The organism is Streptomyces sp. RK9 (assembly GCF_045070545.1).
Lineage (GTDB): Bacteria > Actinomycetota > Actinomycetes > Streptomycetales > Streptomycetaceae > Streptomyces > Streptomyces alboflavus.
Genome location: NZ_CP173704.1, coordinates 3,598,632 through 3,615,483 on the forward strand (window position 1 = coordinate 3,598,632; position 16,852 = coordinate 3,615,483).

The following is a 16,852-nucleotide window of genomic DNA, read 5'->3' on the forward strand; positions in this document are numbered from 1 at the left end:
CGACGATGGCTGAGAGCACGCGGGGGATCACGGCACGGGACGAGGGGACGGAGGCCCCGGACCGGGCGACGGCGGGCGAGGCCGCCGCGGGTGACGCCGGGGCGCGCGAGTCCGGGGCGCGGAGGTCCGGGGCGCGCGAGTCCGGGGCGCGCGAGTCCGGGGGCCGCGGTGCCACCCTCGACGCCTACCGGCAGGTGCTCGCCGTCACCGGGGCCGCGCTCCCCGTGGTGTCGTTCCTGGGGCGGCTGCCCGTGGCCGTGATCCAGTTCGGCAGCGTGCTGCTGGTCAGCCGGACCAGCGGGTCGATCGCGACCGGGGGAGCCGTCGCGTGCGCGCTGGCGCTCGGGCAGGTGAGCGCGGGCCCGTTCGTCGGCCGGCTCGCGGACCGGCGCGGGCAGCGGCCCGTGGTCCTGGCGTTCGCGGCGCTCAACGCCCTCTGTGTGGCCGCGTACACGCTCGGCGCGCTCCTGGGCCTGCCCACCCTCGCGCTGCTCCTCCTGGGCGTCCTGGCGGGCGCCAGCGTGCCCGGGATCGGGCCGCTCGCCCGGGCCCGCGTGGTGCGCCTGGTCCGGAAGGAGGGCGGGGACGTGCGGCTCGTCGGCACCGCGCTGTCCCTGGAGTCCACGATGGACGAGCTGTCCTTCGTCCTCGGCCCCGCCCTCGTCGGCCTCGCGGCCCTGGCCGGCCACCCCGCGTACGCCTTCGGGGTCGCGGCCGTCCTGGTCGCCGTCTGCGGCACGGGCTTCGCGCTGCACCCGACGGCCCGCGCCGTCCCCACCGGCGGGCCGACCGCGCGGAGCGCCCCCGGGGGCCGCCCGCCGCTGCCGCGCGAGGTGTACGTCGTCCGGGTCGGCCTGGTCTTCCTCGGCGTGCTGCTCGGCGCCTGCGGGGCCGGGATCACCGCGCTCACCGAGGAACTCGGCGCGTCCGGCCAGGCGGGCCTGGTCTACGCCGCGATGGGCGTGATGAGTGCCGTCACCGGGCTCGCGACGGCCGCGCTGCCGGACCGGTTCGGGCTGCACGCGCGCTGGCGGGTGGCGACGGCCGCCGCGGCGCTGCTCTCGCTGCCGCTGGTTTGGACGCACAGCATGGCGGCCCTGTACGCCGTCGTGACCGTCTTCGGCGCCGTGTACGCCCCGAACCTCATCACCGGCTTCGCCCTCACCGAACGCTCCGTGCCGCAGGCGCGGCTCGCCGAGGGCATGACGTTCGCGGCGAGCGCCTTCGTCGGCGGCCAGGCCGTCACGCTCGCGGTCGCCGGGCGCCTCGCCGAGACGCACGGGGCGGGCGCCGCGTTCGCGCTCGGCAGCGCGGCCGCGGCGGTGGCCTTCGTGGTGGCGCTGCTCGCCCGCCCGGGCAGGTGAGCCGGCCGGAGCCGGGGAGGACGCCCCTCAGGCCGGCCGCTGCAGCACCACCAGGCTCCGGTCGACCAGCGTGACCCGCTCGCCCGCCCGCACCTTCCCGCCCGTCCCCGGCGGCACACCGTCCTCACGGGCGGTGTCCACCACCACCTGCCACTGCGCCCCCTGGTTCACCGGCACCACGAAGTCGAGGGCTTCGGCGGAGGCGTTGAACATCAGCAGGAACGAGTCGTCGGTGATGCGTTCCCCGCGTTCCCCGGGCTCGGAGATCGCGTTGCCGTTGAGGAACACCGTCAGGGCACGTGCCTGCGCCGCGTCCCAGTCGTCCTGCGTCATCTCCTCGCCCTCGGGCGTGAACCAGGAGATGTCGGACAGCTCGTCGTGCGTGCCCTCGACCGGACGGCCGTGGAAGAACCGGCGCCTGCGCAGGACGGCGTGGTCGCGGCGCAGCCACGTCATCGCGCGTGTGAACTCCAGGAGCGTGCTGTCGCCCTCGGGCCAGCGCACCCACGCGACCTCGTTGTCCTGGCAGTAGGCGTTGTTGTTGCCGCCCTGGGTGCGGGCGAACTCGTCGCCGTGGCTGAGCATCGGCACGCCCTGGGACAGCATCAGGGTGGCGACGAAGTTGCGGATCTGGCGGGCGCGCAGCGCGAGGACGTCCGCGTCGTCGGTCTCGCCCTCGACGCCGCAGTTCCAGGACCGGTTGTGGCTCTCGCCGTCCTGGTTGTCCTCGCCGTTGGCTTCGTTGTGCTTGTCGTTGTACGCGACCAGGTCGTGCAGCGTGAACCCGTCGTGGCAGGTGACGAAGTTGATCGAGGCGAGGGGGCGCCGCCCGTCGCCCTGGTACAGGTCGGAGGACCCGGTGAGCCGGGACGCGAACTCCGCGAGCGTGCGCGGCTCACCGCGCCACATGTCCCGCACCGTGTCGCGGTACTTGCCGTTCCACTCCGTCCACAGCGGCGGGAAGTTGCCCACCTGATAGCCGCCCTCGCCGACGTCCCACGGCTCCGCGATCAGCTTCACCTGGCTGACCACGGGGTCCTGCTGCACCAGGTCGAAGAACGAGGAGAGCCGGTCCACCTCGTGGAACTGCCGCGCGAGCGTCGCCGCGAGGTCGAAGCGGAAGCCGTCCACATGCATCTCGGTGACCCAGTGCCGCAGCGAGTCCATGATCAGCTGGAGGACGTGGGGGTTGCGCATCAGGAGCGAGTTGCCGGTCCCCGTGGTGTCCATGTAGTAGCGGGGATCGTCGGTGAGCCGGTAGTACGAGGCGTTGTCCAGGCCCCGGAAGGACAACGTGGGGCCCAGGTGGTTGCCCTCGGCCGTGTGGTTGTAGACCACGTCCAGGATCACCTCGATCCCGGCCGCGTGCAGCGCCCGCACCGCCGACTTGAACTCCAGGACCTGCTCGCCCCGGTCGCCCCAGGAGGCGTAGGCGTTGTGGGGCGCGAAGAAGCCGATGGTGTTGTAGCCCCAGTAGTTGTTCAGGCCGAGGTCCACGAGCCGGTGGTCGTTCACGAACTGGTGGACCGGCATCAGCTCCAGGGCGGTGACGCCGAGCGCCGTCAGGTGCTCGATGACCGCCGGGTGCGCGAGGGCCGCGTACGTACCGCGCAGCTCGTCGGGCAGCTCGGGGTGGAGCATCGTGAGGCCCTTGACGTGGGCTTCGTAGATGACGGTCTCGTTGTACGGGGTGCGCGGCGGGCGGTCGTCGCCCCAGTCGAAGTACGGGTTGACCACCACCGACGTCATCATGTGCGGCGCCGAGTCCAGGTCGTTGCGCTCGTCCGGGGAGCCGAAGTGGTAGCCGTACACCTCCTCGCCCCAGCCGACGGCGCCGCTCACGGCGTGCGCGTACGGGTCGAGGAGCAGCTTCGCCGAGTTGAGCCGCAGCCCGCGCGCGGGGTCGAACGGGCCGTGCGCGCGAAAGCCGTACCGCTGGCCCGGCATGATCCCGGGCAGATAGGCGTGGCGCACGAAGGCGTCGGATTCGCGCAGCTCGACGGCGGTCTCCGAGCCGTCGTCGTGCAGCAGACACAGCTCCAATCTGTCGGCGGCCTCGGAGAAGACCGCGAAGTTGGTACCGGCGCCGTCGTACGTGGCGCCGAGTGGATACGCCTGCCCAGGCCAGACCTGCATGCCTATGACTCTTCCACGATCGCCCCCGCCTCATGACCGGAGTTCGCCCAGACTCTGCTCGAAAGTGGGGCAACCGCCCGGGAGTTGAGCCCGTCTAACCGACTGACCACATACTCGACATGCCCTAAAAATGGGGCTGTACGGGAGAAAAAGGGGGAGGATATGGGCGAACTAGTCAGACGTCATCTGGGGAAGGTCGTGGCGGGCGGCGCCCTCGCCGTCGTCGCGACCGCCGCGATGGTCGTCGTCACGCTGCCGGAGGGGGCCGGCGCGGGTGACAGGGGGGACCGCAGCACGGCGGCGGGTTCGGCGCGACAGGACGCGATCGCGCCCGAGGGAGTCGTCGAGGACGCGCCCGAGGAGGGCGACAAAGGCATAGGCAGCGACCCGCTGACCGACGCCGAGACCGAGCGCGCCGAGAAGGCGGCCCTGGACAGCAACGGGCTGCGCACCAGCGCACGGGACGTGGAGGGCGACCGCGGGCCGCAGCGGCTCTCCACGAACCTCGCGGAGAACGACCCCGCCGAGGGCGCCGACGCCGCGCGCCGCGCGCAGATCGTGTACTACGACTACAAGAAGGACGCGGCGATCACCAAGACGGTCAATCTGGAGACCGGCAAGGTGGAGTCCACGAACTCGGCGCACAACGTGCAGCCGCCACCCACCAAGGACGAGCTGACCGAGGCCACCCAGCTGCTGATCGCCGACCCGCTCGGCAAGGGCCTGAAGCAGGACTACAAGAAGGCCACCGGCAAGGACCTCACCGGGCCCGGCGACCTCGACCTGAGCGGCTTCATCTTCAGCAAGCAGACGAACCTGAAGATCCCCGCGGAGCTCTCCGAGTGCGGCAAGCACCGGTGCTTCCAGGTCGTCGCGAAGGTCAAGCGCGGCCCGTGGATCGACACCCGCGCCTTCGTCGTGGACCTCAGCTCGCGTGACGTGGGCCGCCTGGGCTGACCCGCCCGGCAGACCACCGCCCGCACCCGCAGGACGGCGGGGCAGGGCACCCACACACTTCTCCTCCTGAAGGAGTCACTTCCGTATGGACGCCTCTCACGGCAACAGACTTTCGCGCGCCCGCAGGAGGGCCGGCACGGTCCTCGCGGTCTCCGCGCTGATCGGGGCCGGCCTCGCCGCCGCGGGCCCCGCGGGACCGGCCGCCGCCGCTCCCGAGGCCCCGCCCGCCGCGGCCGCCGACTGCAGCGCCGCCTACAAGATCGAGCAGACCGTCGACGGCGGTACGACCTGGCGGATGTGCTGGCACTACAACTCGTACTCCGGGCTGATCCTCGACAAGATCAGCTACCAGCCCAAGGGCGAGCCCAAGCCCATCCCGGTCCTCACCAGCGCCCGCCTCGCCCAGATCCACGTGCCCTACGACGACGGCGACGCCGAGTTCCAGGACGTCACCGACACCGACTTCGGCCAGGCCCTGCAGGCCCTCAAGCCCGGCGAGTGCCCCGGCGGCACCATCAAGACCGTGAAGGTGCCCGACCGGGGCAACGTCAAGGGCCTGTGCACCACCACGCGCGCGCGTGGGCACGCGTACCGCCTCACCCACGACCAGTCCACCGGCGGCAACGGCAAGGTCTACACCGCCCAGGGCAAGGACCTGCTCGTCTACACCGTCAACAAGGCCTCCTGGTACGAGTACATCACCGAGTGGCGCTTCTCCTCGGACGGCACCATCACCTCCAACGTGGGCGCGACCGGCAGCCTCTCGCCGTTCGACTTCGACGGCGGCGACAGCCGCGGCTGGCCCATCGGCAAGGGCGACCAGGCCAAGGCCGAGAGCCACTCGCACAACGTCTTCTGGCGCCTGAACTTCGGCCTCGACGGCTCCCCGAAGGCCAAGGTCGAGCAGTACGACTCCAAGGTCACCCCGTCCACCAACGGCGGCAGCCCGACCACGAAGACGACCCGCACGCCCGTCACCAAGGAACTCACCGGCGACCGCAAGGACATGCGCTGGTGGCGCGTGGTCAGCGCCACGGGCAAGAACAAGGACAAGCACCCGCGCTCGTACGAGATCGTCCCCGGGGCCAGCAACAAGCACATCGGGCGGCCCTACACCAAGCACGACGTGTACTTCACCGAGTACAAGAAGTGCGAGCAGTACGCGAGCGCCAACATAGGCTGCCCGAACGGCTACCCGAAGAGTGTCGACCAGTGGTCGAACGGGGAGACCCTCAAGCACCCCATCACCTGGGTCAACATCGGCTTCCACCACATCGCCCGGGACGAGGACCAGCAGCCCATGCCGGTCCACTGGCAGGGCTTCGCCCTGGCCCCGCGCGACGTCACGGCCATGAACCCGCTCACGCCGCAGGACCTCGCGGGCCACAACGGACAGATCCCGATCGGCAATTGAGGAAAGTGCCCGCTCCATCCGGCTGCACCGCCCGCCGCTCCCGGAGTACCCTTCCTTGATCGTTGACTGGGGAGAGTCCGGGGGGAGCGGAAGGCGGTGCGTGGGTGAGCTCGGGTGGGCGGGAACTGCCCCCTGGTGACGAGGGTCACGAGGAGGGCTCCGCCAGTGTCCCGCCGTCGGCCGTGTCCTTGGCACGTCCGGTGGACATGGCATCGCAGATCGGCCCCGAGCTGGACTGGGGCGCCGACGCCTGGCGCGAGGTGCGTACGCGCGCGCAGCGGGCCGGGCGGGCCTACATCTGGCTGAACCTCGTGGAACAGCGGCTGCGCGCGGTCGTGGCCGCTGTTCTGCGCCCCGTCTACGAACCCGTCCACGCCGACGACTGGGTCGTCGCCGCGGCGGGCCCGGCGGGGCAGGAGTGGGTGCAGCGCGCGGTCGCCGTCCGCGAGGTGAGCCGCCGCAAGGGCTATCTCCTCGACCCCGCGGACGACAACGTCCTCAGCTTCCTGACGCTGCCGCAGCTGCGGGAGCTGATGGTGCAGCACTGGCCGTGTTTCGAGCCCTATCTGGACGACCGGCGCGAGGTCGAGCTCGCCCTGGACGAGCTGGAGGTCTCCCGCAACGTCGTCTCCCGCAACCGCGCCCTGTCGCCGACGGTCCTGGCCCAGGCCGAACGCGCCTCGGCCCGGCTCCTGGAGATCCTCGGCGCGGGCTCCGACACGCCCTCCGCGCGGCGCCTGCCCGTCGACGCCGTCGAGGAGCTGGTCGGGGACCGGTACGCGGACGTGGTCGGGGTGCACACCGACCGGGTGCGGCTCCTCCGCCAGTTCCCGGCCGAGGACCTGTTCGGCGAGGCCCGGCGCGTCGACGCCATCGGGATAGGCCTGAACCTGCTGGTCCAGAACTTCTCCGGGCGCCGTCTGATCCGGCTCGCCGAGTCCGGCTGCCGGGTGCGGCTGCTCTTCCTGAACCCCGCGAGCAGCGCCGTCAAGCGGCGCGAGCGGGAACTCGGACTCAAGCGGGGCGAGCTCAGCCGCTCCGTCGAGACGAACATCCTGCACATGCGGCGGGTGCGGTCCCGGCTGCGGGACCCCGGCGCCTTCGAGATCCAGGTCTTCGACGAGACGCCGCGCTTCACGGCCTATCTGGTCGACGGGGACGGGGCGGACGGCATCGCGGTCGTCCAGTCCTACCTCCGCCGCACCCGCGGCATGGAGGTGCCCGTGCTGGTGCTGCGCGGCGGCGGCAGGGTGGTGAAGCCGGGCGATCACGGCGAGCACGGACTCTTCGCGACCTACCGGGAGGAGTTCGAGACGGCGTGGGCGGACTCGCGGCCGGTGTCGTGAGGGGTGCCCCGCGGGGAGAAGCGGAATCCGGCCATCTGATTGTCAGTGGCGCATGGGATCGTGGGGACCACTGGGGGAAAGCACCACGACGAAGGGGGCGGCCATGGGCTGGCACCAGGAGCTGCTGATCGGCTTCGACCTGGAGACGACGGGCACGGATCCGCTTCAGGCGCGCATCGTCACGGGGGCGGTGATCGAGGTCAGGGCCGGGCAGGAGCTGGGTCGCCGCGAGTGGCTCGCGGACCCCGGCGTGCCGATCCCGCAGGACGCGGTGGCCGTGCACGGGATCACCGACGAGAAGGCCGCCGCCGAGGGGCGCCCCGGCGCGGAGGTCGCCGACGCGATAGCCGCGGTCCTGGTGTCGTACTGGCAGGCGGGCGTCCCCGTCGTGGCCTACAACGCCGCCTTCGACCTGAGCCTGCTCGCCGCCGAGCTGCGCCGGCACGGGCTGCCGTCCCTGCGGGACCGGCTCGGCGGCGCGGAGCCCGCGCCCGTCGTCGACCCGTACACCATCGACCGCTCCGTCGACCGGTACCGCCGCGGCAAGCGCAACCTCGCCGCGGTCTGCACCGAGTACGGCATCGTCCTCGACTCCGCCCACGACGCCTCCGCCGACGCCCTCGCCGCCGCCCGCCTCGCCCACGCCATAGCCGCCCGCCACACCAAGGTCGCCGACCTCGGCGTGGCCGAACTCCACCGCCAGCAGGTCCGGTGGTACGCGGAGTGGGCGGCCGACTTCCAGAACTTCTTGCGCCGCAAGGGGGACGCTGCCGCTGTGGTGGACGGGACGTGGCCGTTGCGGGCGGCCTGACGGGTCCCCGCGCGGGTGGCACGGGCTTTCTCCCACCCACCCGCCCAAACCTGCACTCTGCTGAGCAACAGCCCGGCACCATCAGCCTCGCGGTACCTCTTTGGCCCGCCCCGGCTGAATTTCAGCCCGTCCGGCGATTGAGGACGAGGCGCGGAGCGCCGATTCGGCAGTCCCCCCGACCCAGGGCAACGGCACACCCCGGCCCCTTAGAACGGATGCCACCGCACCGTCGGGTCCCCGTCCCGGAGGGATCCCACGCGGCGGCGGAATTCAGCCAACGCCCGAGGGTTGGCGGGAGCGTGCTGCGCGACCCACGCGCAACTCGCGGTCTCCCGGGCCCCCCGCAGGACGGAACACCCCTCCCACTCCCGCACGTCCCACCCGTAGACCCGGGTGAACTCGTCATAGGCCTCGCCCCCGAGCCCGTACCGGTCCCGGGACAGCGCCATGACGACGAGATCGTGCTCGCGCAGATCGGAGGAGAAGGTCTCCAGGTCCACGAGGACGGGCCCCTCGGGCCCGACGAGTACGTTGCGCGGCAGCGCGTCCCCGTGCAGGGGCCCGGGCGTGAGGTGCGGCACGAGCGCGACGACGGCAGCCGCGAACCCGTCCCGCCGAGCCCGCAGATACTCCGCGTCCTCCGCGTCGATCGCGTGCCCGGCGAGCCGCAGCCACCGCTCGACCCCACCGAGCAACTCACGCCGGGGCAGCCGGAACGAGGGAGCGGGCAGCGCGTGCACGAGGCGCAGGAGTTCGGCCAGATCGGCGGGCCCGGCGGGCCGCACGGCCGGGGGCAGCCGGTGCCAGAGGGTCAGCGGATGCCCGGCGACGAACCACGGCTTGGGCTCGGCGGCCCGCACGGCCGGTACCCCGCACGCCCGCAGCCACTCGGCGACGGCCAGCTCGCGCCGCGCCCGGTCGAGGAGCTCCGGCGCGTCCCGGCCGACCTTCACCACGAGGTCGCCCACGGCGAACACCGCGTTCTCGCCGAGAGCGATCAGCTCGGGGCGGTCGCCGGCGGAGCCCGCGAGCCCCGCGGAGTTCAGTACGTCCCGTGCCCGTGCCTCGTCCATCCCATGCCTCCCGCACCCGGTGCCTCGCCCACGGCCGGAAGTCTCCAGCCGCCGCGCAAGTCTCGCATTCGCACAGGCCAGACCGGACTTCCGGCGTGCGCGGTCGCTTGACGTATCAAGGTCACATCAGCACGATGACGGGGGCCGCCTGGGCGGCCAAAACCCAATCAGCCGCCCAAAGGAGCCGATTCCGTGACATTGGCGACCGCGAGCGAGCGGTCCGGCAGCAGCGGCTCCGGCGGGGGCCGATGGTGGTGGGGCCGTCGCAGACGCACCGGGGACGACGGGGGCGAGGGCAGGGGCGCGGCGCGCGCCCGGGTGATGGACCACGGGGCCTGGTTCCTGGTCCTGCCCGCGCTGCTCCCGATCCTCGTCCTCAGCGTCGGCCCGCTGCTCTACGGCATCTCCCTCGCCTTCACCGACTCCCAGTCGGGCCGCACCGAGCCCACCGAGTGGATCGGACTCCTCAACTTCCAGGACCTGCTGCACGACACCCTGTTCTGGGACTCGTTCCGGATCGGCCTGCTGTGGGCCGTCGGCGTGACCGTGCCGCAGTTCGTCCTGGCCCTCGGCCTCGCTCTCCTGCTCAGCCAGAACCTGCGCCTGCGCTGGCTGGCCCGCTCGCTCGCGATCATCCCGTGGGCGATGCCGGAGGTCGTCGTCGGCATCATGTGGCGCCTCGTCTACAACCCTGATGCGGGAATCCTCAACGAGACCCTGCGCGATCTCGGCTTCGGGGACGGTCGCGACTGGTTGACGGGCATCGGCACCGCGCTGCCCGCCGTCATCGTCGTCGGCGTCTGGGCGGGCATGCCGCAGACGACCGTCGCGCTGCTCGCCGGGCTGCAGAACGTGCCGCGCGAACTCCACGAGGCCGCCGAGATGGACGGCGCGGGCGCCTGGCGCCGCTTCCGCACCGTCACCTGGCCCGCCCTGAAGCCCATCGCCCTCGCGATCACGGCGCTCAACTTCATCTGGAACTTCAACTCCTTCGCCCTGGTCTACGTGCTGACCAACGGCGGCCCCGGCGGGCGCACCCGCCTTCCGATGCTGTTCGCGTACGAAGAGGCCTTCCGCTACGGCCAGTTCGGCTACGCGGCCGCGATGGGCTGTGTGATGGTCGCGCTCATCTCGGTGCTGCTCGCCGTGTATCTCGTGGGCCGGCTGAGAGGGGGCGACCAGCGGTGACCCGACGTACCAGCAGGCCCGCGCGGGCGGGCCAGTACCTGGCGCTCCTCGCGTATCTGGTGTTCCTCGCCTTCCCGTTCCTGTGGCTGATCTCCACGTCCTTCAAACCGGCGCGCGAACTGGGCAGCCTGCACCCCACCTGGATCCCGAAGGACCCCACCCTCGCCAACTACCGCCAGGCCTTCGACGAACAGCCGCTGCTCGAAGCGGCGGGCAACTCCCTGGTCGCGGCGCTGAGCGCGGCCGTCGTCGCCGTCGTCATCGCGACCCCGATGGCGTACGTCATGGCGCGCCACCGCACCCTGCTCGCGCGGGCCGCGACCGGCTGGGTCGTGGTCAGCCAGGCGTTCCCGTTCGTCCTGGTGATCATCCCGCTGTTCCTGGTCCTGAAGAACCTGCACCTGATCAACTCGCTGCCCGGGCTGATCATGGTGTACGTGGTGTGGGCGCTGCCGTTCGCCCTGTGGATGCTCGTCGGGTACGTCCGTGCCGTGCCGACCGAGCTGGAGGAGGCCGCCGCCGTCGACGGCGCGAGCAAGCTGCGCACGCTGGTCTCGGTGACCGCGCCGCTGCTCGCGCCGGGCATCGTGGCGACGGCCCTGTTCGCGTTCATCACCGCGTGGAACGAGTTCTTCTTCGCGCTCGTCCTGCTCAAGACCCCGGAGAAACAGACGTTGCCGGTCGTCCTCACGCACTTCCTCGGCGCGGAGGGCGCGGCCGACCTCGGCCCGCTCGCCGCCGCCGCGTTCCTCGCGACGCTCCCCTCGCTCGTGGTCTTCGCGATCATCCAGAAGCGGATCACCGGCGGCATGCTGGCCGGGGCGGTGAAGAGCTGATGACGGTACGCGTACGCGGGTGCGGCGCCGCGGCCGCCGCGCTCGTCCTGCTGCTCGCCGGGTGCTCCGACGGCGGCGACGGCGAGTCGGACGGCCGGATCACGCTGCGCTTCCAGTCCCTGGCCTGGCAGCAGGAGTCCGTCGAGGCCAACAAGGAGCTGGTGAAGGAGTGGAACGCCACCCACCCCGACGTCAAGGTCGAGTACGTCCAGGGCAGTTGGACCAGCATTCACGACCAGCTGCTCACCTCCTTCGAGGGCGGTGAGGCGCCGGACATCATCCACGACGCGTCCGACGACCTCGCGGACTTCGCCTACGGCGGCTATCTCGCGGACCTCGGCGACCTCCTGCCGCAGCGGCTGAAGTCGGACATCCCGAAGACGAGTTGGGACACGGCGACCTTCGGCGGCAAGGTCTACGGAGTGCCGTTCCTCCAGGAGCCGCGCGTCCTGATCGCCAACGCGAAGTGGCTGAAGGAGTCCGGGGTGCGCGTCCCGACGCCCGAGAAGCCGTGGAGCTGGCCGGAGTTCCGGTCGGTGACAAAGGAACTCGGCGACGGCGACGGTAAGTTCGGCGTCGCCTGGCCCCTGAAGGACCCGGTGTCGGCGACGCTCAACCTGTCCCTGTCGACCGGCGGCAAGCTGTTCCACCGGCGCGCCGACGGCAAGGCGGAGATCCGCTTCGAGACGGCCGACGAGGTCATGCCGCGCACCGTCCACGACCAGGTCAACGTGGACGGCAGCGCGTCGGGCAGCACGCTCGGCATGGGCGGCTCGGACACGCTGCCCGGCTTCTTCGGCGGCAAGTACGCCATGGTGCCGCTCGGCTTCTCCTACCGTCAGCAGATCTCCCAGCAGGCGCCCAAGGGCTTCGACTGGCAGGTCCTGCCCGCGCCCGCCGGGGCGGACGGGCTCGCGCAGGGCGTCAGCCCGCAGACCCTCTCGGTCGCCGAGGACAGCCCGCACAAGAAGGAGGCCGCCCAGTTCATCGACTTCTTCCTGCGGCCCGCGAACATGGTGCGGCTCGCGCGTGGCGACTGGATGCTGCCCACCGGCAAGGAAGCCCTGAAGGACCCGGCGCTGCGCACCAGGAAGGACGACTGGGCGACCGGGACCGCCCTCGCGGGACACCTGCGTCCCGCCCCCGCCCAGTCCGTGCGCGGCTACCCGGAGTGGAAGGACAAGATCGCGACCCCGGCGCTCCAGGAGTACTACAGCGGCGCGATCGGCCTGGACGAGCTGCGCGAACGCCTGGTGAAGGACGGCAACCTGGTCCTGAAGCGCTACCAGCGCTGACGGTCGCGGTACGCGGGTACGGGGGCCACGCACACCTGTGGTTCCCGTACCCGCGTACCGGCTCAGACGCCGACCGACTCCTCCAGCTCCTCCTCCGCGGCCTCCCCGTCTGCCCTGTCAGCCTTGTCCTCCCCGTCCTCCCCGTCCTCCCCGTCCGCCGCGACCGCGAGGCCCGCCGCGGCCGCGCGCCGCCCGCGCTCCCGCACCGCCGCCACCGCCGTGAGCGCGAGCCCCGCCGCCAGCCACGCGACCAGCGTCCAGACGGACCGGCCGAGGTCGAGGCCGTCGAAGTACAACTGGCCCCGGACGCCCTCGACGAAGCCCGCGCCGTTCCAGAAGGAGTGCAGCGAGCCGTAGAAGCCGTTCTGCAGCTCGGGCCGGAACAGGCCGCCGGACGACGTGAAGTTGAGCATCACGAAGAGGACCATCATCGCGAGCGTCGTCCAGCGCTTCAGGAACGTGTGCAGGCCGAGGCCGATGAAGAGGATGCCCGCCGAGTACAGCCAGGCCATCGCCCACACCCCGGCGAGCCCGTGGTGCGCGAGGTGGAACACCGGCCCCGCGAGGGCCGCCCCGATCACGCTCACGGCGAGCGAGACCCCGGCGGCGAGCGCGGCCCGCGTCCGCATCCGCAGCCCCGCGCCCGCGGCGCCGAGCGCGGCGACCGAGGCGTAGGAGCCGATGCTCACGGCGACCAGGAGGAAGAAGAGTCCCTGCCCGGTCGGGTCGTCGTCGACGGGGGCGGCCACGTCGGTGACCTTCAGGGGAGCGCCCTCGGCCGCGGCGAGCGGCGTGAAGACCTTCTCCGTGGCGAGCGCGCTCATGTCGGAGCCCGCCGAGGCCACCAGGAGCTCGGGGGCCTTGGCGTCCGGGACGTACGCGCCGGAGATGTCGAGGGACTTCAGCGCGTCGACGGCCTGCGCGCGGGAGGCGAGCGGCCGCACGTCGAGGGCGTCGCCCGCACCGGCGCCGAGGGAGCGGGCGACGTCGTGGGCGCGGGCGTCGGTGCCGACGACCGCGACCGGCAGCCGGTGCGGCTCGGGCGTGACGAAGGCGCTCATATAGGCGAGGCCCATGCCCAGGCACATCAGCAAGGGCGTCACGAGATGGACGAGTACGTGACCGAGGGGGCCCAGGGGGCCGCGGGCGTTGGCCGTCATGCAGATCGCTCCCAGAAGGCTCGACAGGTAGTTGGCTTATACAACTCACACTCAATGTTGTACTGTACAACCATTCGCGGAGGAGGCGGAAACCGTGGCCGAGAACGAGCCGGGCCCAGGCGGGCCGATCGAGATCATCCAGCGTGAGATGACGGCGTTCGCGCGGCGGGCGCGGGCCAGTGCCGCCCGGATGCACCCCGAGCTCTCCCTGGTGTCCTTCACGCTCCTGAGCCACCTGGAGGACCGGGGTGGCTGCCGGGCCACGGACCTCGCGGCGTACTACACGCTCGACAAGTCGACGATCAGCAGGCAGGTGGGGGCCCTGGAGAAGGCGGGCCTGGTGGAGCGGCGCCTCGATCCGGACGACCACCGCGTGCAGGTGCTGCACCTGACCGGGCGCGGCACGGGGCTGCTCCAGCAGGTCACCGACAGCCGCCGGGTGGCGTTCCGCGAGCGGCTCGCGGGCTGGAGCGGGCCGGACCTGGAGCGCTTCGCGGAGTATCTGCTGCGGTACAACGCGGGGGCGCCGGAGGGGGAGGCGCCCTGACGCCGGGAAAAGGGTTGCACGAGACGTATCGTCTCGCTTAAGGTTCGGGGCATGACCACACCGCAGCGTGCCCATGTCGCCATGTTCTCCATCGCCGCCCACGGGCACGTGAACCCGAGCCTCGAAGTGATCCGGGAACTCGTCGCCCGCGGCCACCGCGTCACGTACGCGATCCCGCACGCCTTCGAGGAGAAGATCGCCGAGACCGGGGCCGAACCCGTGCTCTACACCACCACGCTCCCGGGCCCCGACGCCGACCCGGAGGCCTGGGGCGACACCCTGATCGACAACATCGAGCCGTTCCTGAACGACGCCGTCAACGCGCTGCCCCAGCTCCTCGCGGCGTACGAGGGCGACGAGCCGGACATCGTCCTGCACGACATCACCTCCTACCCCGCGCGCGTGCTCGCCCGCCGCTGGGGCGTCCCCGAGATCTCCCTCTCGCCGAACCTGGTGGCCTGGGAGGGGTACGAGGAGGAGGTCGGCGAACCGCTCTACGCGCCGCTGCGGGAGACCGAGCGCGGCCGGGCGTACTTCGCGCGCTTCGCGGCCTGGCTCGCGGAGAACGGGATCACCCAGCACCACGACCCGTTCGTCGGCCGCCCGCCGCGCTCGCTCGTCCTGATCCCCAAGGCGCTGCAGCCGAACGCCGACCGGGTCGACGAGAGGGTGCACACCTTCGTCGGCGCCTGCCAGGGCGACCGCGCCGCGCAGGGCGACTGGCAGCGCCCGGCGGACGCGGAGAAGGTGGTGCTCGTGTCGCTCGGCTCGGCGTTCACCAAGCAGCCGGGGTTCTACCGTGCGTGTGTCGAGGCCTTCGGTGACCTGCCCGGCTGGCACCTGGTGCTCCAGATCGGCAAGCACGTCGACATCGCCGACCTCGGCGAGGTGCCCGCCAACGTCGAGGTGCACCGCTGGGTGCCGCAGCTGGCGATCCTCAAGCAGGCCGACGCCTTCATCACGCACGCCGGGGCGGGCGGCAGCCAGGAGGGCCTCGCCACGGGGACGCCGATGGTGGCCGTGCCGCAGGCCGTCGACCAGTTCGGCAACGCGGACATGCTCCAGGGCCTCGGGGTCGCCCGGCACCTGCCCATGGAGGAGGCCGACGCGAAGACGCTGCGCGCGGCGGTCCTCGACCTGGTGGCCGACCCCGAAGTCGCCCGCAGGCTCGACGAGGTGCGCGCCGGCATGGCGGGGGAGGGCGGCACGAAGATGGCGGCCGACCTGATCGAGGAGGAGATTGTGCGGGCCGCGCGTGGCGGCGCTGTGAAGGCCGCGGGCGGGGAGCGGTGACCGTTTGGTGGTACTTCAAGGCGGGTTGGTGGCACTTCGGTATGAGTGTGGGGAGTGCCGACCGGGCCTGACGTAACGCTCCGCGACGCCTTTCGGTAACGGCCGAGTCATTGGATAACGCTCGCATAACGCGGGTCCATCCTGACTTGGCCATGGACCGGGTATGTCTGTGTGACCGATAACCCTGCCCAAAGGTTGCGTACGTAAGCGCTTGTTCCTTCCGTGAACGGCTACCTAGCGTGAGATGAACTTCATTCGAACGCCAGGAAGTTGACCCATGTCACGACAGTCCGCTCGCCCCGACGTGCCACCGCTCGCCGAGGTACGCCGCATCACCCAGAAGAAGCGCGACGCGTGGTGGACGGTGATCCTCGTGGACCCGCTCGCCACGCCGCTCGTGCGGCTGACGGCGCGGTACACGAGGATCACGCCCAACCAGATCACCTGGGGCGCGTTCGTGCTCGGGCTCGTCTCGTCGGTGTTCTTCGCGTTCGGTGACTGGCAGTGGCTGGTGCTCGGCGCGGTGATCTACCACTTCAGCTTCGTCCTTGACTGCATGGACGGGAAGGTCGCCCGCCTCACCGGGCAGGGTTCCGTCTTCGGCGCCTGGCTCGACTTCGTCTTCGACCGGATCCGGGTGATGGTGTGCGGGGTCGCCCTGATGGGCGGTCAGTACGCGCGCACGCACGACGAGACCTACATCTGGCTCGCGGTCGCCGTGGTGTTCCTGGACACGCTCCGGTACATCAACTCGCTGGAGATATTCAAGATCCGGCACACCATGCGCAAGCAGATCAAGGCACGCGTGCGGGCCGCCCGCCGCGCCGAGAACGCCGCCGAGCTGGCCTTCATGGAGGATCTGCTGCGGGACAACCCCGAGGCGGACGTGGAGCAGGACCTGGAGCGGGCCAAGGCGGAGGGCGTCGCTTCCGAGGTCCACTCGGCCGACGACGCCGACTCCCGGATCGAGTCGTACGCCGACGCCGGTTCGCACGCCGAGTCGTACGCCGACGCCGGTTCCCGCGCCGAGTCCTACGCCGACGCCGGTTCCCCCGGCGACCCCGCCCCCGCGGGCGCCGGACCCCGCCGCAAGGCCCAGGTCATCGACCTGCACCAGGAGTTCCGGGGCAAGTTCCCCGCGTACCTGCGGGCGCGGTCCTTCCTGCTGCGGCACCGCATCCGTACGCACCTGGTGAGCGGCATCGAGTTCCAGATGGGCGTCTTCATCATCGGCCCGCTGTTCGACGTCGTCATCCCCGCGACGATCGTCTCCGGCGCGCTGCTCCTGGTCTTCGAACTCGCCATCATCTACAAGCTGCTGCTCTCCACCCGGGACTTCTCCCGGACGCTGGACTCCTTCGAGAAGCGCGAGGTCGCGACGGCCGCGTAAGCGCTTCGCTGGATGTGAGGTGGGGAATCTGCGGGCCGTCAG

General features: G+C 71.5%; 13 protein-coding genes and 1 pseudogene. 11 read left to right on the forward strand and 3 right to left on the reverse strand.

Annotation, left to right across the window (positions count from 1 at the left end; translation table 11 throughout):
• Nucleotides 1-5 precede the first annotated feature (5 nt).
• Nucleotides 6-1,364 (forward strand): MFS transporter, encoded by a 1,359-nt coding sequence (locus AB6L24_RS35780; RefSeq protein ID WP_405662436.1) that lies wholly within the window; start codon nt 6-8, stop codon nt 1,362-1,364.
• A gap of 27 nt (nt 1,365-1,391) precedes the next feature.
• On the opposite strand, the gene glgX is transcribed toward AB6L24_RS35780, so the two are convergent.
• Nucleotides 1,392-3,500 carry a glycogen debranching protein GlgX gene (gene glgX, locus AB6L24_RS35785; protein WP_405662438.1) on the reverse strand — a complete coding sequence of 703 codons (2,109 nt, stop codon included), beginning with the start codon at nt 3,498-3,500 and terminating at the stop codon, nt 1,392-1,394.
• Nucleotides 3,501-3,662: 162 nt separating this feature from the next.
• Here glgX and AB6L24_RS35790 point away from each other — a divergent pair, with 162 nt between their 5' ends.
• The 4 genes from AB6L24_RS35790 to AB6L24_RS35805 all read left to right on the forward strand — a co-directional run bounded on the left by AB6L24_RS35790 (nt 3,663) and on the right by AB6L24_RS35805 (nt 8,028).
• Nucleotides 3,663-4,457: a Tat pathway signal sequence domain protein gene (locus AB6L24_RS35790; protein WP_380856623.1), complete on the forward strand. Its 795-nt coding sequence runs from the start codon at nt 3,663-3,665 to the stop codon at nt 4,455-4,457.
• A gap of 85 nt (nt 4,458-4,542) precedes the next feature.
• A complete protein-coding gene (locus tag AB6L24_RS35795; RefSeq protein ID WP_380856620.1) occupies nt 4,543-5,871 on the forward strand; it encodes a copper amine oxidase in 1,329 nt (442 codons plus the stop codon).
• 104 nt (nt 5,872-5,975) lie between these two features.
• Complete coding sequence (locus tag AB6L24_RS35800; RefSeq protein ID WP_380856617.1) at nt 5,976-7,217, forward strand: SAV2148 family HEPN domain-containing protein; 1,242 nt, start codon at nt 5,976-5,978, stop codon at nt 7,215-7,217.
• A gap of 103 nt (nt 7,218-7,320) precedes the next feature.
• The gene (locus tag AB6L24_RS35805) at nt 7,321-8,028 is read left to right on the forward strand and encodes a 3'-5' exonuclease (protein WP_405662442.1); all 708 of its coding nucleotides are present in this window, start codon (nt 7,321-7,323) and stop codon (nt 8,026-8,028) included.
• 206 nt (nt 8,029-8,234) lie between these two features.
• Here AB6L24_RS35805 and AB6L24_RS35810 read toward each other — a convergent pair whose 3' ends face one another.
• Nucleotides 8,235-9,101 carry a phosphotransferase enzyme family protein gene (locus tag AB6L24_RS35810; protein ID WP_405662445.1) on the reverse strand — a complete coding sequence of 289 codons (867 nt, stop codon included), beginning with the start codon at nt 9,099-9,101 and terminating at the stop codon, nt 8,235-8,237.
• A 192-nt stretch (nt 9,102-9,293) separates the two neighbouring features.
• Between AB6L24_RS35810 and AB6L24_RS35815 the strand changes: the two genes are divergently transcribed.
• Genes AB6L24_RS35815 through AB6L24_RS35825 form a run of 3 tightly spaced genes read left to right on the forward strand, consistent with a single transcriptional unit; the run spans nt 9,294 to nt 12,420 of the window.
• The gene (locus AB6L24_RS35815; RefSeq protein ID WP_405662447.1) at nt 9,294-10,289 is read left to right on the forward strand and encodes a carbohydrate ABC transporter permease; all 996 of its coding nucleotides are present in this window, start codon (nt 9,294-9,296) and stop codon (nt 10,287-10,289) included.
• A complete protein-coding gene (locus AB6L24_RS35820; RefSeq protein WP_380856605.1) occupies nt 10,286-11,125 on the forward strand; it encodes a carbohydrate ABC transporter permease in 840 nt (279 codons plus the stop codon). The genes AB6L24_RS35815 and AB6L24_RS35820 overlap by 4 nt, the downstream gene beginning before the upstream one ends.
• Nucleotides 11,125-12,420, forward strand: a complete 1,296-nt coding sequence (locus tag AB6L24_RS35825; protein ID WP_405662450.1) for an ABC transporter substrate-binding protein — start codon at nt 11,125-11,127, stop codon at nt 12,418-12,420. The genes AB6L24_RS35820 and AB6L24_RS35825 overlap by 1 nt, the downstream gene beginning before the upstream one ends.
• A gap of 62 nt (nt 12,421-12,482) precedes the next feature.
• Here the strand turns inward: AB6L24_RS35825 and AB6L24_RS35830 are convergent, their stop codons facing one another.
• A complete protein-coding gene (locus AB6L24_RS35830; RefSeq protein WP_405662452.1) occupies nt 12,483-13,580 on the reverse strand; it encodes a hypothetical protein in 1,098 nt (365 codons plus the stop codon).
• Between the two features lie 148 nt (nt 13,581-13,728).
• Here AB6L24_RS35830 and AB6L24_RS35835 point away from each other — a divergent pair, with 148 nt between their 5' ends.
• The 3 genes and pseudogenes from AB6L24_RS35835 (at nt 13,729) to AB6L24_RS35845 (ending at nt 16,810) form a co-directional block, all read left to right on the forward strand.
• Nucleotides 13,729-14,127: a MarR family winged helix-turn-helix transcriptional regulator gene (locus tag AB6L24_RS35835; RefSeq protein ID WP_405663556.1), complete on the forward strand. Its 399-nt coding sequence runs from the start codon at nt 13,729-13,731 to the stop codon at nt 14,125-14,127.
• Nucleotides 14,124-15,420: pseudogene (gene mgt / locus AB6L24_RS35840) on the forward strand (macrolide-inactivating glycosyltransferase). The gene AB6L24_RS35835 and the pseudogene mgt overlap by 4 nt, the downstream one beginning before the upstream one ends.
• A gap of 277 nt (nt 15,421-15,697) precedes the next feature.
• Entirely contained in the window at nt 15,698-16,810 is a 1,113-nt protein-coding gene (locus AB6L24_RS35845) for a CDP-alcohol phosphatidyltransferase family protein (protein ID WP_405662454.1), read from the forward strand.
• Nucleotides 16,811-16,852: the final 42 nt, after the last annotated feature.